The organism is Companilactobacillus keshanensis, assembly GCF_003946205.1.
Classification (GTDB): Bacteria; Bacillota; Bacilli; order Lactobacillales; family Lactobacillaceae; genus Companilactobacillus; species Companilactobacillus keshanensis.
Genome location: NZ_RHOS01000002.1, coordinates 110,254 through 136,248, shown reverse-complemented (window position 1 = coordinate 136,248; position 25,995 = coordinate 110,254). Strand labels below are relative to the sequence as shown.

Here is a 25,995-nt window from a genome sequence, read left to right as displayed (position 1 = left end):
GCGTTTTCAAATAGTATTGGAATAATTACTATATAAAGTAGTTGAATAAATTTGTATTCCATTCATTAATTCTAAAAATTAATTATCAAAAATGCCGGTTTGACAGTCATTGCTTGTAGAGTGATAATTTATTCGATTATTAAATTTTATAAATGTTTTTTTGTCTAGGGGGGCAAATCCAATGACTAAAAAAGGAAGTAAATGGGCACTATCGTGTGTGGCAACAAGTGCTGCGGTTCTTTCGTTTATTACAGTTTCTAATAATACTTATGCTGATGTTAATTCAACACAGCCAGCTGCAAATGTAACTGTTTCTACCAATAATGCTGATCAAAGTAATACGGATAATGGTGCTAATGCTGGTTCTCAAAATCAACCGGTTCAAACACAACAGTCACAAATCAAACCAGCACAACCTACTAATAATCAAAACGTTCAATTGAGAAATTATAGAACAAAAACTCAAGCTATTGCACAAGCACCAACCAATAGTAGTACAACACCTGCACCGGCAACGCAATCAACCCAAGCACCAGTAACCTATGCTTCTAATGATGCAGTACAAAACGGTGGAAATGTTGAAGACGATCATCCAACTGTTAATAATTTGCTAGATTATGCAGCTTATTTCCATATTTTTGCTAATGAGGCAACCCTAAATGCCCATACTAACGGTAATATTGCGGTTGGAACTTTAAACGGTAATGTTAACTTCGGTACTAATATTAAAGAAGAACTTTTGGATAAAGATATTTCATATATTCAAAATATTAATAAAATAGCCAATAGTTCATTTGTTTCTGGTGGAGATACCAGAACTAATAAGGTTGTCTTTGGTGACAATGTTGAAGTAGATGTTTCTAACGCTAATCGTACCAATGTTGACGGGACTGATATTGATCATCTAACCGATGCAGAGAAATATGAAGATAAAGATGGTAATACATATATCGATTTTGCTAAAATATTTGCTAATTTGGATATAAAATCAGAACAATATGCCTTGATGGATCCTAATGTTGAGGTTAAAGCATCTGATTTTCCTGATCAAAATAATCGTGTGATCAATTTACGAGAAATGCAACCTAATAGTCAAAATCAAATTGTTATCAATTTATCGAAAGATGTTTTAACTTCAGGAACACCTTTGACAATTGTTGGATTGTCACATGAAGAAACCGGTACAACAATTATCATCAATGTTGATACTGAAGGTGATGACGATTTTGATATAAGTTCACAGATCAAAGTCATTTATAATAATAATACTGATCGTCCTGATCCAAGTGATGATTCAGATGAAGAGCGTCCTAACCAAGAGACTGAATATTTTGGTGATAATCATTTGTTGTGGAATTTCTATAACAGTGAAGCCAGTAACAAAATTTATGGTGGAACGATTAATGTAGATCGCCCATTTCAAGGTAGTATTTTAGCTCCGGAAGCAACGATCAATGCTAATCAAAATCTTGATGGTAATATAGTTGCTGATAAAGTTAATGTTAATGCCGAAACGCACAGATGGGATCTTCAAGATAACTCTGATGAAGAAACCGAATATGAAACACCAGTGACTTTACCTGGTGAATGGGATATAGATTTACCTGGTATTGGTGTTGATCCAACAGATCCCGAAGAACCAACAGACCCCGAGAAACCAACAAACCCTGAAGAGCCAACAGATCCCGAGGAACCAACGGATCCTGAAGAGCCAACAGACCCTGAGGAACCAACAGACCCTGAGGAACCAACAGATCCAGGTGAGAATGATGGAGATAAAGATGAAGAGGCCAATGAAGAAGATTCAAACGGCTTACTTCCAGGTGGTTCAATCACAAATGAATCATCTGAAAATAATCAGAATTTGATAACTGGTAAAACTAATGCGGCCACTTCAAATTCAAATAAGACAACTGGTCCTACGTTCCCACAAACCGGGATGAAGTCAACTGGGTTAATCAGTATTCTAGGAATTGCTCTGGCAGCAATTGTCGGAATGTTTGGATATAAGAAACGTAAAGGTAACTAAGCTATGAAAAGTTGATAATTAAATTTATCAACTTTTTTTGTTAAATCTTAAGCTCTAACTGATAGCCAATCGGCGTGTGATATAATTACTAAGAAAATTCATTGATTGGAAGATATATTATGCGCGTAGGAGAATCTCGAAGTACCGACTTTATCAGATATTTGATCTGGATCGTTTTTGCTGTCGGAACACTTGCCTTAAAGAATATTGTTGCAACTGAAAAAGGGTTGAATAATACTCTTGCTGCTGTTTTTTTTATTGTTGGATTATTTTTAACTTTTTTGATGGTGCGGAGATATCTGCGAGAGAGAAGATCATTTGTCGATAATCCCGATGGATTCGTGGAGTCATTAACTGCTAATATCGGATTTGTTGCCTTAATGGTTATTCTAGTTTGTGCAATGAGACTAGCAGTTAGTTACTTGCAAGTCACTGGTAAATTACCACAGTTTGTTAATGACGATGTTGCAAGCTCTGATCAGAAAGTATTCTTATTCAATTTGGTAGCAAATGTGCTGATCATTACTGTCCAGCAACAGATGGTTCAAACAGGATTCTTTTTTAACTACTTCTTTAGAAATAGTACATCAGGGAATGCCGTTGCCGGTATCGTCCTTAGTGGTGTGATCGCGGGAGCAATTACTTTACCTGGTTCAGTGACTCAATTCTTCATGAATATGGCTTTGGGTTGGTGTATGGCGCTGACATATCTGTACACAAAGGATGAAAAAATGGCTATGTTAGTTGCTATTATCAGTGCTATTGTCGGTACAATTTTAATTTAGGACTTGCTATACTAAAAATTTACATTCACCTGTTAGTCTGTACTCAAAAGCTAATGAGGTGATAGAATGATTATCAGATCAATCGTTTCAAGTTATAATACGACATTATTACCTGAGTACCTTGTTGGTATGATTCAACAAAAAAGACCACCTTTATTTTTATAAAGATGGTCAAATAGAAAAAACTTCTGAGAAAAATTCTCAGGAGTTTTTTTTAGTTAGTTTTTGTTTTTAAATATAAAGAATTTTGATAGAACATAATTACCGATAATTGCTAACAACTGACCGACAATTTTGGCACCAGTACCATTTGCACTAAGAAGAGAAATTCCGATCCAAAGGGTTGCTGATTCAATCAAGAAAGTTAAAACTCTAGTTCCATAAAAAGCCAACATTTCTCTAAAAGCAGTATTTGATTTGTGACGGAAAACAATGATACGATCAACCCAGAAACCGGATTGAACCCCTAAAAACCAGGCAATAACATTAGCAAACTGATAATTAAGATGTACTACTCGATAGAAAATGAAGAATGCTCCGAAGTTTACAATAACTGAAAGTAATCCCCAAAGTAGATATCTAACGGCTTCTTTACCGGTGCTTTCTTCAATAACTGGTGTTTCTTCCGAATTAAAAACAGTTCCAGCATCGTTAAGACCTTCTGAAATGTCATCAATAACTTTTGTTAGTGAACTTTCTTCAAGATCTGTTTTTTTATTCATGATATTCATCTCTCCTAAGTTTAGAGCCTATACATTATATTAAACCTTTTTATCGAGTTTAGTATAAATTTTAGTTGTCTGAAACGGATTAATTAGTTACTTTTGCTTTACCCAATAGTGGAGATAAATCTTTTTCTGCACATAATGTCAAGCTGTGCATCGCTCTAGTACAAATTGTATAAAGAGTATCACGACTTCTAGCATCAGGATAATTTTGGCCGGAGATATTGTGACCAATGACGGCATCAAACTCTAATCCTTTAGCGAGATAGATCGGTAATACAAGAATCCCCTTAGGAATAGAACGGAAGTCAGCGGTAACTAGAGTGATCAATGATTCGTCACTAAAGTGGGCGTAGACTTGTTCGGCCTGGGCTTGATTTCTAGTTAATATCGCAACTGTTCCGTATTTTTGGTTGAGTTTACGAGCGGCCTGTTTCAGACCTTCATAATAACTATTTTCATTATCGAAGACTTTCACAACTGGATCTTCACCTTTTCTAGAGAATGATTTAACTTCGTCACCATTAGGTAAAAGAGTTTTAGCAAAATTAGTTATTTCAGCTGTTGAACGATAACTTTGATTCAAGGTTATCGTTGTAACTTTTTTATCCTCAAATAATTCATGGATACCAGTTATCAAATCCTTATTACGATATGAACTTGTCAAAATGTCCTGTGCTTTATCACCTAAAAGGGTCAATTTAGCGTTAGGGAATGATTTGGAAATATACTTTAGTTGGGCCATTGTGTAATCTTGGATCTCATCAATAAAGATATGTTGAATATTACGATTAATGCCGCTTTCGGTAATAAAATTACGCAGATAAAGAACTGCTACGGCATCACTTAATCCTAGTTTATGTACTTCGACACTGTGATCAATTGCCTCAACCATAGTGTTCCAGACACTATCCGAAACTAGATCTTGTTTCAGATTATTTAGAATGAAGACATATTCTTTATAGGGATCAAAGAAATAATTATTGATCAAAGCATTATAAATCGGAGCGTAACGGTCACGTAAGAATTCTTCAGCGATGATAGAACGTTGATTAGTTGATTCTTCAATATTATTATCAGTAATGATCTGTTGGAAATCTTCATCCGAAAGATTATCAATTTCATCTTGAACCCAATCCTCATCACGATCCTCATGAATTCGTTCCTTTAACCGTTTTATCAAAGTGTTTTTAGTTTTGAGAAAACGGTCGGGGATACTGTAGGCTTTGTTTTTAGAGTTATAGATGTCAGCAATTTCTTCTTTAGTAAAAAAAGGTTTTCCTTCAAATATGACATCTTCAAAATACAAAGTATGATCTTCATTAGACTGTTCGATCTGTTCCAGTTTATCTAAGAATTCGGAACTTTCTTTGAATAAGCGGATCTTGATAGTGGTTTCAGGTAGATTGTGTTCATCTTTTTCATAACGTTCGAACAGTGTTTCCACTTGAATACCAGTTAGTCGCAAGGCAATAAATTCATTGAGAGTGACCTGACGCATATTGCGTTCACCTAAACTTGGCAAAACTTCAGATATGTAGCTGCTGAAGAGTCTGTTAGGTGAGAATAAAATTATTTTATCAGCGTCTAAAGTTGAACGACTGTGATAAAGTAGATAAGCAACACGCTGCAAAATAGCAGATGTTTTACCACTTCCAGCAACTCCTTGAACTAAGAGAACATCTGATTTGGTATCTCTAATGATAGTATTTTGTTCACGTTGGATCGTTGCTACAATGCTTTGAAGATATTCGTCGTTGTATTCACTAAGGACAGATTGTAGAATTTCGTCGCCAACTGTTTCATTGGTATCGAACATATTTCTGATTTTATTATGAACGATTTGGAATTGACGTTTCTTTTTAAGGTCAACTTGAGCTGTTCCAGTTGGCGTAGGGTAACTGACATTTCCAAGTGTACCGTTATAATATATTCCTGATACTGGTGCACGCCAATCGTAAATCAGAAATTCCCCATCGTCGTCTTGCAAGGTTGAAGTACCAATGTAGAGTGTATCTTTTTCACCATCCTCAACGATATCGATTCGTCCAAAGTATGGTGAACCTTGTAGGTTTTCTAATTTTAATTTGTTTGATTCGAGAATATTTTCATTTTCAACTGCTAGAGAGACCAACTGCTTTTGCTGTTGAACAGAAGCATTGGTTTCCATTTGGTCATCGACTTCAAAAGTATTGACCTTAGTATTTTCGCCATAGTTACGCTCGATCTTACTAGTTTCTGTATGAGCCTTCGCTAGACCTTCGGTGGCGCGTTCAATTTTATCAGCGATTTTATCAGCGATTTGATAAACTCGTTGTTGTTCTTCTTCTTTTGTTTCATTAACTGTCATTAACGTCCCTCACATTGACAATTTGTCTGTTTTTCACTATGCTATAAGCAATTAGAGTATACTAAAGCATAAGCATTTTTAAGTACTATTTCAAGTAAGTTGAATCAGAGAATGACTTCTAGTCTGCAAGAGTCATCGACCTTGAATTAGGAAATGGAATGGGTGGTCACCTTACAGCCGTAGAGTGGTAGAGATAATTCTACAAAACAGGTGGCACCACGTGCAAGCGTCCTATTGATAATTTCAATAGAGCGCTTTTTTTATGCTAATTTTAGGAGGAAATTATGAAAACAAATACAATTCTAACTGGGGATCGTCCCACAGGAAAACTTCACATCGGACACTACCTAGGTTCATTGAAGAACCGTGTTAAATTACAAAACGAAGGTAAATACAAAATGTTTATCATGATTGCTGATATGCAAGCATTCACTGATAATGCTAGAAATCCTGAAAAAGTTCGTAACAGTTTGATTCAAGTTGCACTTGACTACTTATCGGTTGGGATCGATCCTGCCAAAACAAATATTTTAGTACAATCACAAATTTCAGCTTTAAACGAATTGACAATGTATTATTTGGATCTTGTTTCAGTTTCACGTTTGGAAAGAAATCCAACTGTTAAATCAGAAATAAAACAAAAGAATTTTGGACAGAGCATCCCTGCAGGATTCCTAACGTATCCTGTCAGTCAAGCTGCTGATATCACTGCTTTTAAGGCTGATACTGTACCAGTTGGTGATGATCAAGAACCAATGTTGGAACAAACTAGAGAAATTGTTCGTACTTTTAACAGTACTTACAAAAAAGATGTTCTTGTTGAACCAGATGGTGTCTTTCCACCTAAGGGACAAGGGAGATTACCTGGTATCGATGGTAATGCCAAAATGAGTAAATCATTGGGTAATTGTATCTATTTGTCAGATTCCGCTGACGAGGTAACTAAGAAAGTTATGTCAATGTATACTGATCCAGAACATATTCATGTTGAAGATCCCGGCAAAATTGAAGGAAACACAGTCTTCACGTATCTAGATGCCTTTGCCACTGATCAAGCTAAAGTTGCTGAATTGAAGGAACAATATCAAGCTGGTGGTTTGGGAGATGTTAAAGTAAAACGTTACCTAAATGATGTCTTGCAAGAATTGCTAGAGCCAATTCGTCAACGTCGTGCTGAATACGAAAAGGATTTACCAGCAGTTTATGATATCCTTAAAAAGGGTAGTGAAAGAGCTAACGAAGTGGCTAACCAAACCCTTTCAGAAGTTAGAAGTGCTATCGGAGTCGATTATTTTAAATAAGCAAAATCTATCAAAAAACATCCTTATTCAAATTGAGTAATAGGGATGTTTTTTTAAAAGATGTGTTTTAAATTTGAGGAGAAAAAATGAAGCCCACAATTAATGACGTCGCTTTTGAAGCAGGAGTATCAAAGAGTACCGTCTCGCAATTTTTGAATAAACGCTATCAATATATGAGCACTACCACGCGTCAAAGAATAGCCGAAGCAATTGAAAAGTTAGAATACCACCCTAACCAAATTGCTAAAAGTTTGAAGCAAAAAAATACTAATGTAGTTGCCTTTATTTGTGCCAATTTATCATCCAGATTTTCACTAGAATTGCTTGCTACCATTGAAAACTATTTTCAAAAAGTGGGATATTCGGTTATTATTGCAAAAACCGATGATGATCCTAAAAAAGAACGAGAATTGATCGAATCCTTTATTGCTCGTCAAATCGATGGAATAATTGTCTTTCCAACATACGAAAATAAAGATTTCTATGAAGCTCTTCATAAACAAAAAATTCCGATAGTATTTGTTGACCGTTTGCTAAAGGGTGTTGATATACCAAGTGTTTTGCTTGATAATAAGGCGGCCGGATATGATGCGACTAAAATTATGCTTGATAAAGATCATAAGAAAATTGCTATATTAACTTTTCCATTAGGCGATGACATTACTACTCGTGTTGAACGTTTGGAGGGTTATAGTCAGGCTTTGAAAGAAAATGATATTACTGAAAATCCAAAATATATCATCAATTGTCAATTGGAAGAAGTCAATGAAAGACTGAACGAATTAATGAACCTTGGCAATCGACCAACGGCACTGGTTATCACTAATGATATTCTTTTGGAGACTGTTTTGATGTGGGTCAAGGAACATAATATATCTGTTCCTGATGAGTTGTCTTTAGTCGGTATTGATAATGTTAGTTTTGCTCGCTTATTTGATCCAGAGATCACTACACTGGCTCAACCAATTACAGATATTGGAGAAAAGGCTTCGAAATTATTACTAGAAATTATCAAAGATAAATATGACCCTAAGAGTGAAATAAAGGTTACTAGATATCGCCCAGAGATACATTTACGTTCCTCAGTTAAAGAAAATAATTAGAAAATAAAAAAGAAAACGCTTGCAAAGATATTCACAAGTGTTATATTAAATTCAGATAAACCGATTTAGTGAATTTTGATTAGCAATATAAATTCATGTAATCGAGTGAGGCTGAATTTTTTTTTGGAGATTTACTAAACCGGTTTATTTAAAAATGGATTTCTTTGCGCAGAGGACCATAAATAAGTCTTAATGGGGGTATTCTGATGGGTATTTTTATTGAAATCATTAAAAAGCCGGCCATAATCATTGCTTTGGTTACGTTGATCGGTTTGATTGCAATGAAGAATAAACCTTCAAAAGTTATTACGGGAACCATTATCTCTTTTGTAGGTTTTTCAATGATCAAAATGGGTAGCAGTATTTTGGCCGATGTATTGACTGCATTTAGTAAACTTTTCAACAGTGCATTCAATGTCGAAGGTATTGTACCTAGTAACGAAGCTATGATGGCTATGACAATGAAGGATTTGGGAAGTATTGCTTCATTGATCTTGGTTGTAGGTTTGGTAACAAATATTTTGGTAGCAAGATTCACCCGTTTTAAAGCTGTTTATTTATCACTACACTTGGCATTATTCAGTTCTTTTGCCATTGCTGCCGTTTTTGAAATGATTGGTTTAAGTAATGTTTTGGCAATCGTATTTGGTGGTATTGGTTTAGGATTTTATATGGCAATTTCCCCTAGTTTATTGGGGCATTATACAAAGGATGTTGTGGATTCAGAGGAATACACGATTGCACATTCTGGAACATTGGCTTACTTATTGGGTTCATTTGTTGCCAAGAGATTTGGTAATAAAGAACACGATGCAGAAAAAGTAAAGATGAATGATAAAGTTATGTTCTTGAAAGACCCAATCGTTGCCACAACATTGACGATGTTTATTCTATTCATTGTTACTTGTATCTTTGCGCAACAGGCCGTTTTAAGTAAAGTTACTCTTGGTGAAAATTCATTTATCTTTTCACTTGAAAACGCCGCAACTTTTGCTGCTGGTCTTTACATTGTTAAAGCCGGTATCAAGATGTTTATCGACGAGATCGTACCTGCATTTAAAGGATTTGCTAAGATCTTTGCTCCTGGTTCAATTCCTGGTGTCGATGTCTTGGTCTTATTCGATAAATCACCAAACACTGCTTTGATCGGATTCTTAGTTTCGTTTCTAGTAGGTGTAGTTATGATCGTTATCTTGCCATTACTTGGAATGCCAGTAATCGTACCTGGCCTGATGGCTTGCTTCATTACTGGTGGTGCTTCAGCAATCTTGGGTAATGCTGAAGGTGGTATCAGAGGTGCTGTTATATCTAGTGCAATTGATGGTTTATTACTTTCCATTATGCCAGCCGTATCATTGGCTTTATTCAGTACACTTGGTGTTCACGGAACAACTTTCGCTGATCCTGATATGATCGGTTTGGCAGGGTTATTCTGGTTAATATTCCGTTGGTTTTAATTGATTCATAGAGATTTTTAAAATAGAAGGGAAGAATGGATTATGTTTTTTTATGATAAAGATATTGAATTAGGTAGAGTGGACGACAATACATTGAGAAAGGTACTTTCATATGGCGAAGGCCTAATGAATACTTTGGTAATTTTTGAAAAGGGATTAGCACCAGATGCAGTTATCCCTTATCACAAACATGTACATGTACAAACTACATATGTATTGAAGGGTTCATTCAAATTTTCGATAAAATACCCTGATCACACAGATACACAAGAAGTTCATGTTGGGGATACAATTTATTTCCCAAGTAATTTAGAACATGGATGCATTCCTTTAGAAGATGATTCAAGACTTATCGACTCATTTACACCAATTCGTGAGGACTTTTTATAAGATTGGTTTAAAAAATTAAAAACGTTTTCTTAAAATATGCGATATTTAACTCTTGATTTTGTCAAGAGTTGGGTATAGCATATTTTTTGTCGTTGTTTACAATTTTTATTTTATCGAGGTAAAAAATGGATGATTATAATTTAATGGGTTTTGCGTTCCGGTTCTTTATGCAAAAGAAAAGGATCGTTCGTGAATATTTGAAAGGTACAGATCTGACGATGATTGACAGCATGATTATGATGTCTGTTAACCAACATCCTGATTGTAATCAAGAAGAAATTGGAGATATAACTTTGTTCGATGGCGCAATTATCGCTCGTTCTTTAAAAAAGTTAGAGTTGATGGATTTTGTTATTCGACAAGTTGATCCTGATAATCGTCGTAAGAAAATTGTTCGAATTACTACAACGGGTACGGCATTCATCAAAAAGCTTAAAGTGGACTTTAAAGACTCTAATGAAGAGATTTATTCAAACTTAACGGATGAAGAAAAAAATCAATTGGAGCACATTTTAACTAAAGTTTATGCAAATATCGATGGAGTCAAAACTCTTAATAAGTAATTTAAAACAATATTTATAGGAAGAAGGAAACGCCTTATGAGTTCAAGTAATGAACACTTGGATATAAATGGAAAGCCATTTAATCGTAATCTATTGGTTTTGGTTCTTTTGGTCGGTACATTCTGTACCGTTTTAAACGGTACAATTTTAACTACTGCTTTTCCAACATTGATGAAGGAATTTAACGTAACCACATCAGCTGTGCAATGGTTAACAACTGGATTTTTGATGGTTAATGGTATTATGATTCCCGTCACTGCTTGGTTAAGTAATAACTTTAGTACAAAAGTACTTTATATTATTGCTATGTCTACATTCTTAATTGGAACGATTATGTGTTTTACTGCTCCAAACTTTGGTACCATCCTAGCTGGTCGTTTGGTTCAGGCCGTCGGAGTTGGTATTACTATGCCACTTATGCAAGTTGTTATGTTGTCAATTTTCCCATCTAATCAACGTGGGACCGCCATGGGGCTTGCTGGTTTAGTTATCGGACTTGCTCCAGCTATTGGACCTACTTTATCAGGTTGGATCATCGATAATTTCACATGGAGAGATCTTTTCGGAATGATCATTCCCATTGTCGTAGTCGTTCTTATTTTGGCTTTTATCTTCATGCGTCCAGTTATTCAAACAAAACGTACAAAATTAGATGTATTGTCACTTGTTTTATCAACCTTAGGATTTGGTTCTGTTCTTTACGGATTCAGTTCCGTTGGTGATGATGGTTGGGGTTCACCAATTGTGCTTTCAACTATTATCGGTGGAGTCATTGTTATTCTATTGTTTGGTTATCGTCAATTGAAGATGGATACACCATTCTTGGAATTACGTGTCTTTAAAGTTAAGAAATTCTCAGTTGCTGCTGCTTTGTCATCTGTAACTAACATGGCCATGGTCGGTGTTGAAATGATCTTGCCATTGTATCTTCAAATCGTTAAAGGTATGAGTGCTTTCCATTCAGGATTAACATTACTACCTGGTGCTCTTTTGATTGGTGTCATGAGTCCGATCACTGGTCGTGCTTTTGATAGATTCGGCCCTAAGGACTTAGCTCGTATGGGTATGTTCTTATTGACAGCTGGAACAATTCCTTTCTTATTCTTAACAAAGACAACACCAGTACTTGATATCGTTGTCTTATACATGATTCGTATGTTTGGTATTTCAATGGTCTTGATGCCTGTTACAACAGATGGTATGAACTCTCTACCATTTGATTTGATGAGTCACGGTACTGCTGTTAATAACACCGTTCGTCAGGTATTCAGTTCAATGGGTACAGCTATTTTGGTCAGTGTTTTGACTAATGTTACAAACAACGCTAAACCGGGACATTCATTATTAGTAAAGGCTCCATTACAATATAAAAACAACTTCTTTGATGCTACTTTAAGTGGTTATCATGCTGCCTTTATGGTTGCCATTTTATTCTGTTTGATTGCCTTGGCTATTACATTCATGGTTAAAAACAGTTCCAAATCAAAAGAACTTAATATAAACAATATTGATGAAGTGGCAGGTGATAAGTAATGATAATTGTCTCAATAATTATTTGTGCAGCATTGGCTTATTATTTTGCAGTTTTTATCCCAAATAAAAAAGTTGGTTATTCTATATCATTTACCTTTATCGCATTATTTTTGATCAGTATTGTTTTATTGGTACTTAATGAAAGTAATCATTTTGGTATGGAGAAAGTTGACTCGTCAAAAACTGAACAAATTCAAACTGTTAATAAAGGTTCTAAGTTATTACTTTATAAGAAACTTGGAACTCAAGGCAAAGAAGATGTGTATATTTATCGCACACCTGAAACTGCTAAGTCTAAGAATCCTCAAACAACTAAAGTTGATCTACATGTTACAAATAAGGTGAAAAAAGGAAATTACGATGCCGCAACTTTAACTAAGAGAACAACTCGTTGGGAATATAAAAATGATTTCTACTCATTCTTGTTTGGAATTTCAGATAATAACAAAGAATTCATCAAGCAAACAAATACTTTCAAAGTAGGTAAAGATTGGTTAGTTCTAACAACTGATCAAGCTAAAGAATTGAGTAAGAAAGCACAAAGTAAATCGTTTAAAAATCAAATGAAGTCAGAAGGAGCAACTTACGTTAAGGCTGCAATGATGAAGGCCATGCAAGAGAATCCAACTATGACTTCAGCTCAACAAAAGAAAGTACAAGAGCAGGCTACTAAAGCATTTAAAGCTCAAGCTATGGAAAAATTAGTTGAGGAGATTACTGAAAAGTAATTAATTAACATTTTCCCAAATTATATATAATAGAAGAAACACAAAAAAAGCAGTTATTCGCCGAGATTACGAATAGCTGCTTTTTTTCTGATCTAATAAGGAGTTGTTTTTTGCGCGCCCAGAATAGGTGTATGCAGGAGAGTTGATCTGGGCGCACGGATCTATTTGACATCTAATGAAACGACACCTAATCCGTTATCGAACTTAGCTTGCCAGTTTCCTTTAGTAAGTGAGGGTGGTAGAACGAATGTACCTGATGATACACGTTGATCTTTCTTAAGTGTTTTACCTTGTGTAGCCAATTTGTCTACCAACCATTTAAGAGATTTCAAAGGATTTCCTAATACTTCTGAAGACTTGCCTGATTTTAGTTCTTTACCGTTGTGAGATAAAGTGCAATTGACATTTTCTAGTGCTGAAACATCTTTGAAAAGTTTAGTATCAAATTCTTCTCCATATACGACAACTCCACCAACTGCAGCATCAGACATGACCATATATTTTGAAAGGCTAGGGAACCAGTTCTGGAATCTAGAGTCGGGAACTTCTAGTGCTGGAGCAACGGTAGTCTTATTTAACAAATCTTCTAAAGAGTCATCGGCACTAAGATCTTCTTTAGCTCTAAATGCCAATTCAACTTCGACTAAGGGTTCCATTAAATTATTTAAATTAAGACTTGTGGGTGCTTTTAGAAAGTGATCCGCCAACTGTGCGCCGTATAATGGTTCATCGGAATCAAACATATCTTGAGTTTGTTTGCTGGTAAGTGAGACTTTGTATCCGCCAACTGGACCATTCTTTAGTTTAGTCAATTGGGCTTGAACACGGTAAGCAGAATTTTCATCTGGCACGCTATCGGACCAATCTGATTCAGTTAAAGGTTTCTGAGATTCCCAGGCATCAAATAGTGCTTTTGCAAATTTTGTTTCTGTTTCCGATAAAGTATTTTCTTTAACTGCTGAATTTTCTGACATAAGTGGAGCCTCCATAAAATTTATTTAAATTTCTAATCTGAATTTTAATCTGATCTTTACTAATATTGGATTCCATAGAGACTCACCTCACTTAAATTTTTATTGAATAAAAAACGTCCCATGACGACTGAATATCATCAAAGGACGTTTAAAACGCGTTACCACCTTTATTCACAACACTATTACTAATGCTGTCTTAAACAAACTATAATAAATTTGTCGGCACGATAATGAGTGCAACCAGTGCCATCTACTGTGGTTTCCCATTTTGAAGCACAACTGTCAGGTGATATTGAAGATACATATATTATTGCCTCGCATCGGCCGGCAACTTTCTGAAGTAGTCTGTATTTCAAGTTCCTGATGAACGTTTTTTTTATTCGTTTGATTGATATTAATTTAGTTCTTTTATTACAGAATGTCAATCAAATATTAAAAATAAATTAGCTATATTTTAATTTAAAAAGAATTAAACTCAGAAAAAGGTCTTAAGATTACAATTTATTCTTCAAAAAATTATCTTTAAAACTTTATTTTAAATACAAAAATATTTGTTGAATAGGATATACATCAGAGTGATAATAAATTTATTGGAGAGGGGGATTTTATGGGAATTAAAGGAAAACTTATTTTAGCTGTGGCGGCCAGTTCGATGTTATTTATGACACCGAAAATTGTCCAAGCAGATGCAGTCGATCAGGCACAGACTGTTACACCTAATGATAATTCGGTAAGCAGTACAACAAATGCTGAGCAATCAAATAATTCAGTAACACAACCAGTGTTTACGACTCCTAGCTCAACAGGTAATACGACAGCTACGGATACAACAACGACAACAAGTGATCAAAACCAATATAGTGATGAGGCAACTGACGGTATTTTTCATGTCAACGGATCAACTGCTTTCTTGTATCAGGGAGATGGTACAAGAGTTGATAATCGGGCTTTAGGTGCCAACACACCTTGGTATACAGATACTAAGAGAACTTGGGGTGACGGTTCAGTTTATTATCGTGTTTCTACTAATGAGTATGTGAATCAAACATCAGGTAATTTTCAAAATAATGTTGAGGATTATAGCGGAACCGCCAGTGTAACTTATGATAGTGACGTTAAATTATATCAAGATTATGGGAAAAATGCCTTAGATACAGGTAATACGGTATCTCAAAAATCCGATTGGAAAGTAGATAAACGTGTCTCAAATGGAGGCCAGTATTGGTATGAAGTTGGAAGTAACGTTTGGCTACCACAATCATCTGTTGTCATTAATGACGGCACATATCCAGAAGCCGACTGGGTAGCGGGTGTGCCGATGATCGCGCAAAATCCAGAATTACCTAATGGCTGTGAGATCACTGCTGTAACAATGATGCTGCAATACGCTGGAGCAAATGTTAACAAGATGCAATTAGCATATGAAATGCCAAGAAGTTCTGATCCTAATTATGGTTATATGGGTCAGCCTTGGGATAGTACGGGTGTCACAATTTTTCCATCAGCTTTGATGCGCTTGGTAGAAAAATATGCTGGTTCAGCAAAGAATTTAAGTGGACAAGGTCTGGATGCTATCAAATATCAAATCAGTATTGGTCATCCGGTAGTAACTTGGAATACATTACATGGATTCTTATATCATGCCTTGGTGGTAACTGGTTATGATAGTAATTATATTTATTACAACGATTGCTGGCTAGATGAACCAATGCAGATGCCTATTGACCAATTTATTAATAATTGGAATACACAGAATCGTATGGCGATTAGTTATTAGTTAATTATTTTGGTAAAAAAGATATATATAAGGGGAAAATAATGAAAAAGAATCAAGTATTTTTGTGGAGTAGTTTTGTTTTACTGCTGACATTAGGGGCAAACCAAGAAACGGCAAAGGCTGATACAACAAATACAGCCACAGCATCAGTTCAAGTACAAGGACAAGCTGCAAAAGCGCAACAGCCTATTGATCAAGCTGTTGCCGATTCACCTCAAACAGATGTAACCGGTACAACAATTCAAGCCAATCCCCAACAAACCACAACGACTCAAACAAATTCAACTCCAGGTACTTCGACACAAGGTACTTCAGCTCAAAATGCAACAACCCAAGCTGATGTTACAACAAATGAAGACGCCACAAAAAGTAATACCAACCAAGGTGTTATTACACCTGTTAATGGTGGTGTTGTAACTACTTTTGATAAAATCACACGTTTATATCGTGAAGATGGAACTATGATCGATAATTTTGGATTATCAGCTAATTCACCTTGGAGAACAGATAAGAAGTTAGCTTTAAATGCACAAAATTATTATCGTGTAAGTACTGATGCATATGCCAATTCTAACGACATTACTTTGACATTCGGTGCTGATGCTGACGGGATCGTCCAAGTTAAAGGCAATGGTGCAGTTCCTTATTCTCGTGAGGATCAAGGATTCACCAAAAATGATCAAAATAGTAATTTTGCAGCTGGATCATTGTGGAAATATAATAAAACAGACGATTTAGACGGATTAACATATTATCAAATTGGAAGTAACGTTTGGATAAATGCTTATGATGCTACTCCTTATGTTGCTTATCAGAATCCAGACGGCTGGTTACAAATTGAGAATGCTCAACTTCAACCAGAAGGTCCTGTTGGTTATGAATTATATAATGACGTTGAGGGTGTCAAAGTTTGGTTAGTAAGAAGATACTTCGGTCAATCAAATGCGCACACTATCTACGATGCAAATACTGCATACTATGTCAGAAACTTCCAATCGAATCATGGTTTGCCAGTGACTGGAATTGTAAATTTGGCAACATGGACAACTATGGGATTCTCAGAAGATTCATGGTATGGTATTGATTCATATGTTGCACCACTTCAAACAAACACGTTGAGTGCACGTTCAGATCATATTGAAGCGATGATCAATCAAGCTTACAAATACGTTGGACAGCCTTGGATCTCAGGTGCTGCAAGTTCACCAGAATATGGTGTTGATTGCTCTGGATTAGTTGTTCAAGCTTTGTATGCTTCAGGTGTTAATCCATCACCTGTAACATCAATTCAACATGCACAACCTGGTAACGAATGGAATTCACGTATGTTAGCTGCAGACAATAGAATCCACGCTGTTAACTTCAATGACCGACAAAGAGGAGATTTGATTTTCTTCGCAAATCCTTCAACAGGTATTGTATGGCACGTAGGTATTTTGTTAGATGCTAATACGATGATTGATTCATGGGGTCCTTACGTTGGTACTTCAGGTATTTACAGTGGTAAAGGTACAATTGTTAGTGTCAAACGAGTATTTTCATAATTTTTTGATTGTTTAAGAGTAGATGAAGATCTGCTCTTTTTTGTTGACTTCATTAGTGGCTTTCGGGCAGACTTTTATATGCAAATATTTTAGTTAAAACTAAGTTAATGTCATAATTAGAAAAGCAAATGTAAGGGGTGACATAAGTGGGGAACATTTTAGAGATTAAGAACCTTTCTTATAAAGTAGAGGATAAAGAGATTCTCAAACATATTAATTTGCAAGTTGAATCTGGAGAGTATCTTACCTTTGTGGGACCATCTGGTAGTGGTAAAAGTACCTTGATGCGAATTGTAGCTTCAATGCTGACGGCCACTTCAGGGGATGTGATTTTTGATGGTATGTCGATTAAAGATTACGAACCTATAAAGTATCGACAACGTGTTTCGTATGCTTTCCAGCAACCAACATTGTTTGGAAAAACGGTAAAAGACAACTTGGAATTTCCGTTCTTAGTTCGTAATCAAGAATATGATCAAAAAAAGGCCATCTCGGCATTAGAGATGGTCAACTTGGACGAAAGCTATATTAATAAAAGTGTTAATGATATTTCCGGTGGGGAAAAACAACGGATCGCATTGTTGCGTAATCTATTATTCAGACCAGAAATTTTGATTACTGACGAAGTTACGACAGGACTTGATACGGAGAACAAAGAAATCGTTCATCAAATGTTGGAGCGATTTAATAAAGAAGATAAAATGACAATTTTACGTGTAACACATGACGAATCAGAAATTGAACGCGCGGCTAAAAAGATTACTATCAAGGATGGTGAAATAATCTAATGTCTAATAATTTAACAGTTTCAAATACTACTTTAGTATGGGGATTTGGTCTTGTTCTGGTAGCATTGTTTATTGGTTATCGTGAGAAATTAGGAATCAATAAAGATGTCTTAGTCGGGGTTGTTCGTGCCATCATTCAATTGTCAATTGTTGGGTATATATTAAAATTTGTTATCAAAACAGATGATAACTGGCTGACGATGGCCTGTTTTGTTATCATTGTTATCAATGCTTCTTGGAATGCTGGAAAACGCGGGAATGGAATCCCAAAAGCCTTTCAGAATTCTCTCTTAGCAATCAGTGTTGGTACAGTAGTCACTTTAGGAACTTTAGTTTTAACAGGTTCAATTAAATTTGTTCCAGAACAGATCGTCCCGGTAACAGGGATGATTGCCAGTAATATCATGGTCGCTATTGGTCTGTGTTACCGCAATATGCTGCAGACTTTTACCGATCGTGAACAGCAAGTTTTAGAGAAATTAGCTTTAGGCGCCGATATTAAATTGGCTTCGATCGATATTTTGCGTGACAGTATTAAAAGCGGTATGCAACCAACGATTGATTCAATCAAGACATTAGGGTTAGTAAGCTTGCCAGGTATGATGTCAGGACTTATCTTTGCTGGAGTAGATCCAGTTAAGGCTATTAAATATCAGATCATGGTTACCTTTATGCTGTTGGCTTCAACTGGACTTGGTTCAATTATTTCCTGTTACTTAGGATATCGTGAATTTTATAATCAACAAAAGCAATTGAATTCAAAATTATTGCAATAATTTGTTTATTACAGTTGCTTTACAGTTGCTGGCAAATCTAAAGTTTTCCTTAAGAATATGTTATATTTACACTGTTGAAAAAATCAATGGTTTGAAAAAGACCAAATTAAATTAGAATTATTACAAATTTTCGGGGGATTTCCTTATGTTAAAAAAATCACTACTTACTAGTGCAATCGTTTTAGGAACACTTGCTTCTGCAGTCGCACCTACTTCAGTTTTGGCTGCTGACGCTTCAAATTCAGATACAAATACTGAACAAACTAGTTCAGATAATTCAAAGAAAACAACAGATACAAATGTTATCTCTGGTTCACCTGTAAAAGAGGCTGACCCAGATATTGCTCATATTGAAACAGTACAACCTTCAGCCGCAAAGACTAAGGCTCAAGGTGCTTTAGTACAAGCAGCTTCAGGCACTACTTCATCACAACAACAAGCATTCTTAGACATGGCCGTTCCAATGGCTCAAAAGGCTGCAAGTGAATATGGTGTTTATGCATCTGTTATGTTGGCACAAGCTATCCTTGAAAGTGGGTGGGGAGCATCAGCATTAGCTACTCAAGGTAATAATCTATTTGGTATTAAAGGTGACTATAATGGTTCATCAGTTACTATGAAGACTTCTGAATGGAGTGCTTCACAGGGATGGTATACTATCTACGCTAGTTTCCGTAAGTATCCTAGTTATTACGAATCATTTGCTGATAATGGTGATAAGCTTCGTAATGGTGTTTCATGGGATTCTTCTTACTATAAGGGTACATGGAAAGAAAATGCATCTTCTTATAAAGACGCTACTGCATGGTTACAAGGTAGATACGCAACAGCCCCAACTTATGCAAGCAGCTTAAATAATGTTATCGAAACATACGGTTTAACTAAGTATGATACTAATTCAGGTGATGACTCATCAACACAAGCACCTGGAGATGTAAATGTTATTAGTGTCAAAAACCCTAATGCAATTTATGTACCAATGGTAACTTTCAATGGTGATACAATGGGTAAAGCTACACGTGGTTTACAAAACAATACTCCATGGCAAACAGACCAAGTTAAAACTTATAATGGACACGTCTATTACAGAGTTTCAACTAACGAATGGGTTGAAGATACATACGTAATTTAGAAAATTAAAACTTTGTGAAGAAAAGACCTACTATGTAGGCCTTTTTTTTTATATAATTGTTTCAATGGGATGTGATGCAATGTGAAGTTAGCAGTAATCGAAATAGGATCTAACTCCATTAGGACATCGGTGTATCGTTCATCAAAGCGTAATCGTTTCAAAACGCTGGATCGTTGGCGTGAACCAGTACGACTAGGTAAATCAATTGCCCAGAGTCGACTATTAACTAATGATCAAATTGAAGAGACCATTGATGTTTTAAAAGAATTTCAAGATAGAATTAGAAGATATGATGTAGATCGGATCAGTCTGATAGCTACAGCTGCTGTCAGATTGGCAAAAAACCAAAATCAGTTGGTCTTTGCTGTACTTAAGGAAACTGGTCTGCAACTAGATATCATCGACGAAAAGGAAGAAGCATTTTATGATTATGTTGCCGTTCGCAACACGATGAGAATCAAAGATGCTTTGATAGTTGACGTTGGTGGCGGAAGTTCAGAGATCAGTTTGGCTAAAAAAGGCCGTCTAAAATATGGTCTAAGTATTCCGATCGGTGCTATTTCTATTTCTGATGTTCATTTAAAGAGTAATCCGATCAAAGAACATGAGTTGGAAACAGCTCGTAAAGATATCAGCAGACGTTTAGAGAGCTTGAGGGGGATGAACACAAGTGCCACATTTGTGGGCTTAGGTGGTACACTAAGAGCGGTTACAAGTATTCTTAATCGTGAAGGTAAACGGAAAAAGAATCTTCACAATTCAGTTATTACTTGTGAGCAATTAGATGATTTGTTTGATAAATTAGCTCATGCGACAGTAGAGGAACGTAGTCATATCAAAGAATTGAGTGATGGACGTTATGAAGTTATCTTAGGTGGTATCTTAATTATTTCTGAGATAATTAAAAAAACCCCCGCTAAGGAAATTCGCTTTTCGAATTTCGGTGTGCGTGAGGGTTATGTATTTGACTATTTCCATAAAATGGATCGTCAAGGTTAGGCACGGCTAGGTAATGTTATTTCAGAACTTTGAATGATGTGATTTTCCATACTATGGAGTAATTCATTCATCCAAAATCCGGTGGAAAGATTTAGTTCAGTATCTAGTGCGTAAACTTTTAAGATGTAATCATGAGTTTTATCAGGTGGAAAGGGTCCATTGTAGCCAACTGCATGCTTGTCAATTCTATCAAGCAGTGGGCTAGCAGAACTGTTTTTACCTTGAATGACTGATTCAGAAGCTGTTTGACTGTAATTTTCAGGAATTGCTTTAACAAGAGGGATGTTTGCTGCCGTCCAGTGAATCCATTCGAAACCACAAACAGGGATCGAATCAGGATCAGTGAAGGTTAGTGCTAAACTCTTTGCATTTTGAGGTATGTCCTCTAAATTAATTGGGAAACTGATTAACGGTTTCCCATTTTTAATAGTTTCTTTTTCGGCATATTTACCGTATTTATCAGGCAATAGACCATCAACTAACGCAACATTTATTTTCATATTATATTCTCCTTAACTTGGGATAAAAGAGGTAATTATTGATGGAAAAGATAGAAAGAAAAAGTATATCTAGTAATATCTTAGAACAAATTGACAGGATTGAACAATCCAGCAACAAAAAAGTTGTTCTAAGTTCTGATTATAAAGACCAAAAAGCTTTGACCTTAGACCAAGCAAGCCATGAGATCAAAGACAAAGAGATCGACGTTGTCGTTACCAACGAGGTCTATCGTGATTTTGTTTTGGCGCATGAGTTATACCATGTTGAAATCGAATTGTCAGATGGTCCTAAAATTTATAATGCTGTTACTAGTGGTCACAATGAGGTTGATGGTCGAATAATTTCGACTGCTAATTCATTACAAGAAACATTAGAGCATGCCTTAATAGTTAAAAAACAAACTGAAGATGGCACTTATACGCATGATGTTAAGATGAAATACTTGGATGGTATTAAAGAAGCACTTGATCCGGGGGTTGAGATCGATCCAGCAAACATGAGATTTTTCAGAACATTATTGATTTTTGATGCAATGGTATTTGGCGAACACACTAAAGATTATTCTTTGAAGGAAGAATATCCAACTTCATTTAAATATGCTAAGAAGTTGTCAGATGTCTTGGATGATAATGATTTAACATCAAACTTCCAGTCTCGTCGAGCTTTGATTCGTTTATTGGAAGATTACAATGATGTGATCATCTCAAATGGTTTTGAAGGAATGCATTATCATGAATTCTTGAATATCACACCAGTGGTTTCAGAACGTCAATTGCGTTTAACTTTAAACCAAGTTTATCAAATCAAGCATTCTAACTTTACTGATCGCAGATATAATGAAAAGGCCTTTGTCTTATTAGGAATTAATGATGGTCAAAGTGTTGCTTCATTAGATATCGATCCTAATAAAGTTGAACCAGAATTTTATCAAAAATATTATCAACAGACAGTTCAAGAAACGTTTGAAAGTAATGGCGTACATTATCTAATTAGATAGGAGGTTTTTTATGTCAGACGAAATTACAGAACTCAAGGATTTGATCGAGAAAGCGAAGTTCGTTACTTTTTTGACTGGAGCAGGTGTATCAGTTCCCTCAGGGATTCCTGATTATCGTTCAAAAGGTGGGATTTATCGTACAGGAAGTTTTGAGACGACTCCAGAATACATGTTGAGTCACGATAATTTGGTCAATCATCCGGATGCTTTCCATGATTTTACTGTGGAAAATCTTTACTATCCTGATGCCAAACCAAATATTATTCATAAGAAGATGGCCGATATAAGCAATCAAAAGGGTATGATTGTAACGCAAAATGTGGATATGCTGCACACTAAGGCTGGAGCTAAAAATGTCATAGAATTTCATGGTAATTTATATGATAATATTCACTGCTTAACTTGTGGTAAAGAGTTTGACTATAAATACTATCTAAAAGACGGCAGACATCATGAGGATAATGGTGTTATTCGTCCAGGTACAACTGTTTTATATGGTGAAAGTGTTAATCCTATCAATTTAATGGGAGCACAAAAAGCAATATCCGATGCTGATCTGATCGTAGTTGTCGGAACCAGTCTAAAGGTATATCCTTTTGCTGGATTATTGCGTTATCGTAAGGAAAATACAAAATTAGTAGTCGTTAACAAATCTGATTTAGATGTTTCAGAAGCCGATCTTTCGATTGCTGACGATGCAGTAAATGTCTTTAAACAGCTTTAAACGAAATTATTAATGATTCTCTGGAGGATTTAAGATACATGACTGATAAGAAAACTTTTTATATTACAACTCCAATCTATTACCCCTCAGGTAAATTAACGATTGGAAATTCCTATACAACTATCGCCGCTGACACTTTGGCACGTTATAAACGTAATGAAGGTTACGACGTTTTCTTCCTAACAGGAACTGATGAACACGGTCTAAAGATCGAACAAAAGGCTGAAGCTAAAAACATGCAACCGCAAGAATATGTTGACATGATGGCTAGTGATATCAAAAAACTTTGGAAATATTTGGAAATCTCAAATGATAAATTTATCAGAACTACTGATGATTATCATGTTAAGGCCGTTCAAAAAATTATTGAACGTTTGATCAAGCAAGGCGATATTTATTTAGGTGAATATACTGGTTGGTACTCAGTTGATGATGAAGAATACTTCACAGAATCACAATTGGCAGAAGTTTACCGTGATGATAACGGCAAAGTTATTGGTGGACTGGCCCCATCAGGTCATGAAGTTCAATTAGTTAAAGAACCTTCATATTTCTTCAAGATGAGTAAATATGCTGATCGTCTATTGAAGTATTACGAAGACAATCCAACATTCATCGAACCAGAGATCCGTAAGAATGAAATGGTCAATAATTTTATCAAACCAGGTTTGGAAGATCTAGCTGTTTCAAGAACTACTTTCAAATGGGGTGTACCAATTCCTAGTGACCCTAAGCATGTTGTTTATGTTTGGGTCGATGCTTTACTTAACTATATTACAGCTCTAGGTTACATGGGCGAAGATGATTCGCTATTCAAGAAGTACTGGCCAGCAAATGTTCAATTTGTTGGTAAGGAAATCGTTCGTTTCCATACTATCTATTGGCCAATTATTTTGATGGCACTAGATATCGACTTGCCAAAACAAGTCTTTGGACATGGCTGGTTATTGATGAAAGACGGTAAGATGTCTAAGTCTAAAGGAAACGTGGTCTATCCAGAAATGCTTGTTTCACGTTATGGATTAGATTCATTGCGTTATTATTTGATGCGTGCAATGCCATTTGGAAATGATGGTGTCTTCACTCCAGAAGATTATGTTGATCGTATCAATTATGATCTAGCCAATGATTTAGGAAATCTTTTGAACAGAACTGTTTCAATGATCAATAAATATGACGGTGGCAAAATTATTTCAATCGATACATTAACTGACTTTGACAAAGACTTAGAAAAGACTGCTAGCGATACTATCAAAGATTACCGTGAGCATATGGATAAGTTTGAATTCCCTGAAGCACTTGCTAGTGTTTGGGCCTTCATCAGTCGGGCTAATAAATATATTGATGAAACAAAACCTTGGGTCTTGGCAAAAGATGATGACAAGAAGGCTGAATTACAATCGGTCCTTGGTCATCTAGCTGAATCACTGCGTTTGATCGCCGTGTTGATCAGTCCAGTTATGACACAATCACCATACAAGATCTTCGCACAACTTGGTTTGAACTTTGAAAATGATGCTGCGGTTGAATTTGGTAAGACTGTCGTTGGTCGTACTGTAACCGATAAACCAGAACCAATTTTCCCACGTCTTGATGTTAAAGAAGAAGTTAAATATATCAAAGACAAGATGGCCGAAGAGCAAGCTAAGAATGGGTCCGGTAAGATGAGTAAATCTGCAGCTGCTAAGAAAAAGGCTCAAGAAGAAAGTAAAGATAACTATCCAAAAGAAATTGAATACGATGACTTTGCTAAAGTTAAGATGGTCGTCTGTGAGATCTTGGATGTTAAACGTGCTGAAAATGCTGATAAGTTATTACAATTCAAGTTGGACGATGGTTCAGGCATTGATCGTCAGATCCTTTCAAGTATCTACGAATTCTATCCAAACTTTAAAGAATTGATCGGTAAGAAGGTTATCGCAGTTGTTAACTTGAAACCAAGAAAGATCCGCGGTGAATGGAGCAATGGTATGCTTCTTTCAACTGAAAAAGGCGACGACGTACAATTAGCAATTGTTGATAATTCACATAAAAATGGAGCTGTTTTAAGCTAATGCAAATTTTTGATTCGCATACACATTTAAATGACGAAGCTTTCGCAGGCAAAACTCAAGAATACATTGATCGTGCCAAGGAGCTTGATGTTGACGAGATGGCCATTATTGGTTCAAATGAAGAATTGAATATTGAAGCCATCCGTTTAGCACAAAATTACAAACCATTGCACGCTGTCATTGGTTGGCATCCGGAATTTGTAAAAGAATATAACGAGTCTCAATTGATCAATCAGTTGAAGTTATCTGAAGTTGTGGCTATTGGTGAAATTGGTTTGGATTATCATTGGCCAGAAAACCCTAGTCACAAAGAGCAGCAAAAAGTATTGATTCAACAATTGGATATAGCACAACAGTATGATATGCCGGTATCTATCCACTGTCGGGATGCTTTTTCTGACATGTACAACATTTTGAAGAATCATGATATGTCGAAATCTGGTATTATCATGCACAGTTTTAATGGTGATCTAAATTGGTTAAATAAATTTTTAGATCTTGGTTTGATGATTTCTTATAGCGGTGTCGTTTCTTTTAAGAATGCACCTGAAGTTCATGAATCTGCTAAACATACACCATTGGATCGTTTACTTGTAGAAACTGATGCACCTTATTTAGCACCCACACCATATCGTGGACATCAAAATGAACCAGGATATACTCGTTTTGTAGTTGATGCTATTGCTAAATATAAAGATATAGGGCCAGATGAAGTTGCTAAGCATACATTTGAGAATGCCAGAAAAGTTTATAGAATAGATTAAA

The 25,995-nt window shown here is 35.7% G+C and carries 23 protein-coding genes; 19 read left to right on the top strand and 4 right to left on the bottom strand.

All coding sequences use genetic code 11. The features are described 5' to 3' along the window. The first annotated feature begins 181 nt into the window (after positions 1 to 181). Positions 182 to 2,029, top strand: a complete 1,848-nt coding sequence (locus EKM64_RS01955) for a collagen-binding domain-containing protein (protein ID WP_125675038.1) — start codon at positions 182 to 184, stop codon at positions 2,027 to 2,029. Between the two features lie 119 nt (positions 2,030 to 2,148). Next, entirely contained in the window at positions 2,149 to 2,814 is a 666-nt protein-coding gene (locus EKM64_RS01950) for a CPBP family glutamic-type intramembrane protease (protein WP_125675036.1), read from the top strand. Between the two features lie 218 nt (positions 2,815 to 3,032). Here the strand turns inward: EKM64_RS01950 and EKM64_RS01945 are convergent, their stop codons facing one another. Next, on the bottom strand, positions 3,033 to 3,536 hold the full coding sequence (locus EKM64_RS01945) for a GtrA family protein (protein ID WP_125675034.1): 504 nt from the start codon (positions 3,534 to 3,536) through the stop codon (positions 3,033 to 3,035). Between the two features lie 88 nt (positions 3,537 to 3,624). After that, positions 3,625 to 5,889: an RNA polymerase recycling motor HelD gene (gene helD / locus EKM64_RS01940; protein ID WP_125675033.1), complete on the bottom strand. Its 2,265-nt coding sequence runs from the start codon at positions 5,887 to 5,889 to the stop codon at positions 3,625 to 3,627. Positions 5,890 to 6,173: 284 nt separating this feature from the next. Between helD and trpS the strand changes: the two genes are divergently transcribed. The 7 genes from trpS to EKM64_RS01905 all read left to right on the top strand — a co-directional run bounded on the left by trpS (position 6,174) and on the right by EKM64_RS01905 (position 12,964). Next, a complete protein-coding gene (gene trpS, locus EKM64_RS01935) occupies positions 6,174 to 7,190 on the top strand; it encodes a tryptophan--tRNA ligase (RefSeq protein ID WP_125675031.1) in 1,017 nt (338 codons plus the stop codon). Between the two features lie 86 nt (positions 7,191 to 7,276). Further along, the gene (locus EKM64_RS01930) at positions 7,277 to 8,293 is read left to right on the top strand and encodes a LacI family DNA-binding transcriptional regulator (RefSeq protein WP_125675029.1); all 1,017 of its coding nucleotides are present in this window, start codon (positions 7,277 to 7,279) and stop codon (positions 8,291 to 8,293) included. A 206-nt stretch (positions 8,294 to 8,499) separates the two neighbouring features. Beyond that, complete coding sequence (locus tag EKM64_RS01925; protein WP_125675027.1) at positions 8,500 to 9,750, top strand: PTS ascorbate transporter subunit IIC; 1,251 nt, start codon at positions 8,500 to 8,502, stop codon at positions 9,748 to 9,750. Positions 9,751 to 9,792: 42 nt separating this feature from the next. Next, positions 9,793 to 10,140, top strand: coding sequence for a cupin domain-containing protein (locus EKM64_RS01920; protein WP_125675025.1), 348 nt, complete (start codon positions 9,793 to 9,795; stop codon positions 10,138 to 10,140). A 167-nt stretch (positions 10,141 to 10,307) separates the two neighbouring features. After that, positions 10,308 to 10,703, top strand: a complete 396-nt coding sequence (locus EKM64_RS01915; protein ID WP_225420927.1) for a MarR family winged helix-turn-helix transcriptional regulator — start codon at positions 10,308 to 10,310, stop codon at positions 10,701 to 10,703. A gap of 36 nt (positions 10,704 to 10,739) precedes the next feature. After that, on the top strand, positions 10,740 to 12,236 hold the full coding sequence (locus tag EKM64_RS01910) for an MDR family MFS transporter (protein ID WP_125675021.1): 1,497 nt from the start codon (positions 10,740 to 10,742) through the stop codon (positions 12,234 to 12,236). Then, the gene (locus EKM64_RS01905) at positions 12,236 to 12,964 is read left to right on the top strand and encodes a DUF4811 domain-containing protein (RefSeq protein ID WP_125675019.1); all 729 of its coding nucleotides are present in this window, start codon (positions 12,236 to 12,238) and stop codon (positions 12,962 to 12,964) included. Before EKM64_RS01910 ends, EKM64_RS01905 begins: the two co-directional genes overlap by 1 nt. Positions 12,965 to 13,125: 161 nt before the next feature. Here the strand turns inward: EKM64_RS01905 and EKM64_RS01900 are convergent, their stop codons facing one another. After that, positions 13,126 to 13,953, bottom strand: a complete 828-nt coding sequence (locus tag EKM64_RS01900) for a 2-keto-4-pentenoate hydratase (RefSeq protein WP_125675017.1) — start codon at positions 13,951 to 13,953, stop codon at positions 13,126 to 13,128. Positions 13,954 to 14,545: 592 nt separating this feature from the next. On the opposite strand from EKM64_RS01900, the gene EKM64_RS01895 reads away from it, so the two are divergent. The 6 genes from EKM64_RS01895 to EKM64_RS01870 all read left to right on the top strand — a co-directional run bounded on the left by EKM64_RS01895 (position 14,546) and on the right by EKM64_RS01870 (position 20,954). Continuing rightward, positions 14,546 to 15,715 (top strand): C39 family peptidase, encoded by a 1,170-nt coding sequence (locus EKM64_RS01895; RefSeq protein ID WP_125675015.1) that lies wholly within the window; start codon positions 14,546 to 14,548, stop codon positions 15,713 to 15,715. 41 nt (positions 15,716 to 15,756) lie between these two features. Then, on the top strand, positions 15,757 to 17,259 hold the full coding sequence (locus EKM64_RS01890) for a peptidoglycan-binding protein (RefSeq protein WP_125675013.1): 1,503 nt from the start codon (positions 15,757 to 15,759) through the stop codon (positions 17,257 to 17,259). Between the two features lie 146 nt (positions 17,260 to 17,405). Next, positions 17,406 to 18,047, top strand: a complete 642-nt coding sequence (locus tag EKM64_RS01885) for an ABC transporter ATP-binding protein (RefSeq protein WP_125675011.1) — start codon at positions 17,406 to 17,408, stop codon at positions 18,045 to 18,047. Further along, complete coding sequence (locus tag EKM64_RS01880) at positions 18,047 to 18,823, top strand: ABC transporter permease (RefSeq protein ID WP_125675009.1); 777 nt, start codon at positions 18,047 to 18,049, stop codon at positions 18,821 to 18,823. Before EKM64_RS01885 ends, EKM64_RS01880 begins: the two co-directional genes overlap by 1 nt. 145 nt (positions 18,824 to 18,968) lie before the next feature. Then, a complete protein-coding gene (locus tag EKM64_RS11700) occupies positions 18,969 to 19,955 on the top strand; it encodes a glycoside hydrolase family 73 protein (protein ID WP_125675008.1) in 987 nt (328 codons plus the stop codon). A gap of 81 nt (positions 19,956 to 20,036) precedes the next feature. Continuing rightward, complete coding sequence (locus EKM64_RS01870) at positions 20,037 to 20,954, top strand: Ppx/GppA phosphatase family protein (RefSeq protein ID WP_125675006.1); 918 nt, start codon at positions 20,037 to 20,039, stop codon at positions 20,952 to 20,954. Here EKM64_RS01870 and EKM64_RS01865 read toward each other — a convergent pair. After that, positions 20,951 to 21,454: a YbhB/YbcL family Raf kinase inhibitor-like protein gene (locus tag EKM64_RS01865; protein ID WP_125675004.1), complete on the bottom strand. Its 504-nt coding sequence runs from the start codon at positions 21,452 to 21,454 to the stop codon at positions 20,951 to 20,953. The two genes, EKM64_RS01870 and EKM64_RS01865, sit on opposite strands and share 4 nt — an antisense overlap. Positions 21,455 to 21,495: 41 nt before the next feature. On the opposite strand from EKM64_RS01865, the gene EKM64_RS01860 reads away from it, so the two are divergent. The 4 genes from EKM64_RS01860 to EKM64_RS01845 are packed head-to-tail and all read left to right on the top strand — an operon-like array spanning position 21,496 to position 25,994. Further along, a complete protein-coding gene (locus EKM64_RS01860) occupies positions 21,496 to 22,452 on the top strand; it encodes a hypothetical protein (RefSeq protein ID WP_125675002.1) in 957 nt (318 codons plus the stop codon). A 22-nt stretch (positions 22,453 to 22,474) separates the two neighbouring features. Then, entirely contained in the window at positions 22,475 to 23,176 is a 702-nt protein-coding gene (locus EKM64_RS01855; protein WP_164505274.1) for an NAD-dependent protein deacylase, read from the top strand. A 38-nt stretch (positions 23,177 to 23,214) separates the two neighbouring features. After that, positions 23,215 to 25,230: a methionine--tRNA ligase gene (gene metG / locus EKM64_RS01850; protein ID WP_125674998.1), complete on the top strand. Its 2,016-nt coding sequence runs from the start codon at positions 23,215 to 23,217 to the stop codon at positions 25,228 to 25,230. Next, entirely contained in the window at positions 25,230 to 25,994 is a 765-nt protein-coding gene (locus EKM64_RS01845) for a TatD family hydrolase (protein ID WP_125674996.1), read from the top strand. The genes metG and EKM64_RS01845 overlap by 1 nt, the downstream gene beginning before the upstream one ends. Position 25,995: the final 1 nt, after the last annotated feature.

Coding starts and splice junctions, on each gene's coding strand:
- EKM64_RS01955 (WP_125675038.1), top strand. CDS start 182: ATGACTAAAAAAGGAAGTAAATGGGCACTATCGTGTGTGGCAACAAGT.
- EKM64_RS01950 (WP_125675036.1), top strand. CDS start 2,149: ATGCGCGTAGGAGAATCTCGAAGTACCGACTTTATCAGATATTTGATC.
- EKM64_RS01945 (WP_125675034.1), bottom strand. CDS start 3,536: ATGAATAAAAAAACAGATCTTGAAGAAAGTTCACTAACAAAAGTTATT.
- helD (WP_125675033.1), bottom strand. CDS start 5,889: ATGACAGTTAATGAAACAAAAGAAGAAGAACAACAACGAGTTTATCAA.
- trpS (WP_125675031.1), top strand. CDS start 6,174: ATGAAAACAAATACAATTCTAACTGGGGATCGTCCCACAGGAAAACTT.
- EKM64_RS01930 (WP_125675029.1), top strand. CDS start 7,277: ATGAAGCCCACAATTAATGACGTCGCTTTTGAAGCAGGAGTATCAAAG.
- EKM64_RS01925 (WP_125675027.1), top strand. CDS start 8,500: ATGGGTATTTTTATTGAAATCATTAAAAAGCCGGCCATAATCATTGCT.
- EKM64_RS01920 (WP_125675025.1), top strand. CDS start 9,793: ATGTTTTTTTATGATAAAGATATTGAATTAGGTAGAGTGGACGACAAT.
- EKM64_RS01915 (WP_225420927.1), top strand. CDS start 10,308: ATGCAAAAGAAAAGGATCGTTCGTGAATATTTGAAAGGTACAGATCTG.
- EKM64_RS01910 (WP_125675021.1), top strand. CDS start 10,740: ATGAGTTCAAGTAATGAACACTTGGATATAAATGGAAAGCCATTTAAT.
- EKM64_RS01905 (WP_125675019.1), top strand. CDS start 12,236: ATGATAATTGTCTCAATAATTATTTGTGCAGCATTGGCTTATTATTTT.
- EKM64_RS01900 (WP_125675017.1), bottom strand. CDS start 13,953: ATGGAGGCTCCACTTATGTCAGAAAATTCAGCAGTTAAAGAAAATACT.
- EKM64_RS01895 (WP_125675015.1), top strand. CDS start 14,546: ATGGGAATTAAAGGAAAACTTATTTTAGCTGTGGCGGCCAGTTCGATG.
- EKM64_RS01890 (WP_125675013.1), top strand. CDS start 15,757: ATGAAAAAGAATCAAGTATTTTTGTGGAGTAGTTTTGTTTTACTGCTG.
- EKM64_RS01880 (WP_125675009.1), top strand. CDS start 18,047: ATGTCTAATAATTTAACAGTTTCAAATACTACTTTAGTATGGGGATTT.
- EKM64_RS11700 (WP_125675008.1), top strand. CDS start 18,969: ATGTTAAAAAAATCACTACTTACTAGTGCAATCGTTTTAGGAACACTT.
- EKM64_RS01865 (WP_125675004.1), bottom strand. CDS start 21,454: ATGAAAATAAATGTTGCGTTAGTTGATGGTCTATTGCCTGATAAATAC.
- EKM64_RS01860 (WP_125675002.1), top strand. CDS start 21,496: ATGGAAAAGATAGAAAGAAAAAGTATATCTAGTAATATCTTAGAACAA.
- metG (WP_125674998.1), top strand. CDS start 23,215: ATGACTGATAAGAAAACTTTTTATATTACAACTCCAATCTATTACCCC.
- EKM64_RS01845 (WP_125674996.1), top strand. CDS start 25,230: ATGCAAATTTTTGATTCGCATACACATTTAAATGACGAAGCTTTCGCA.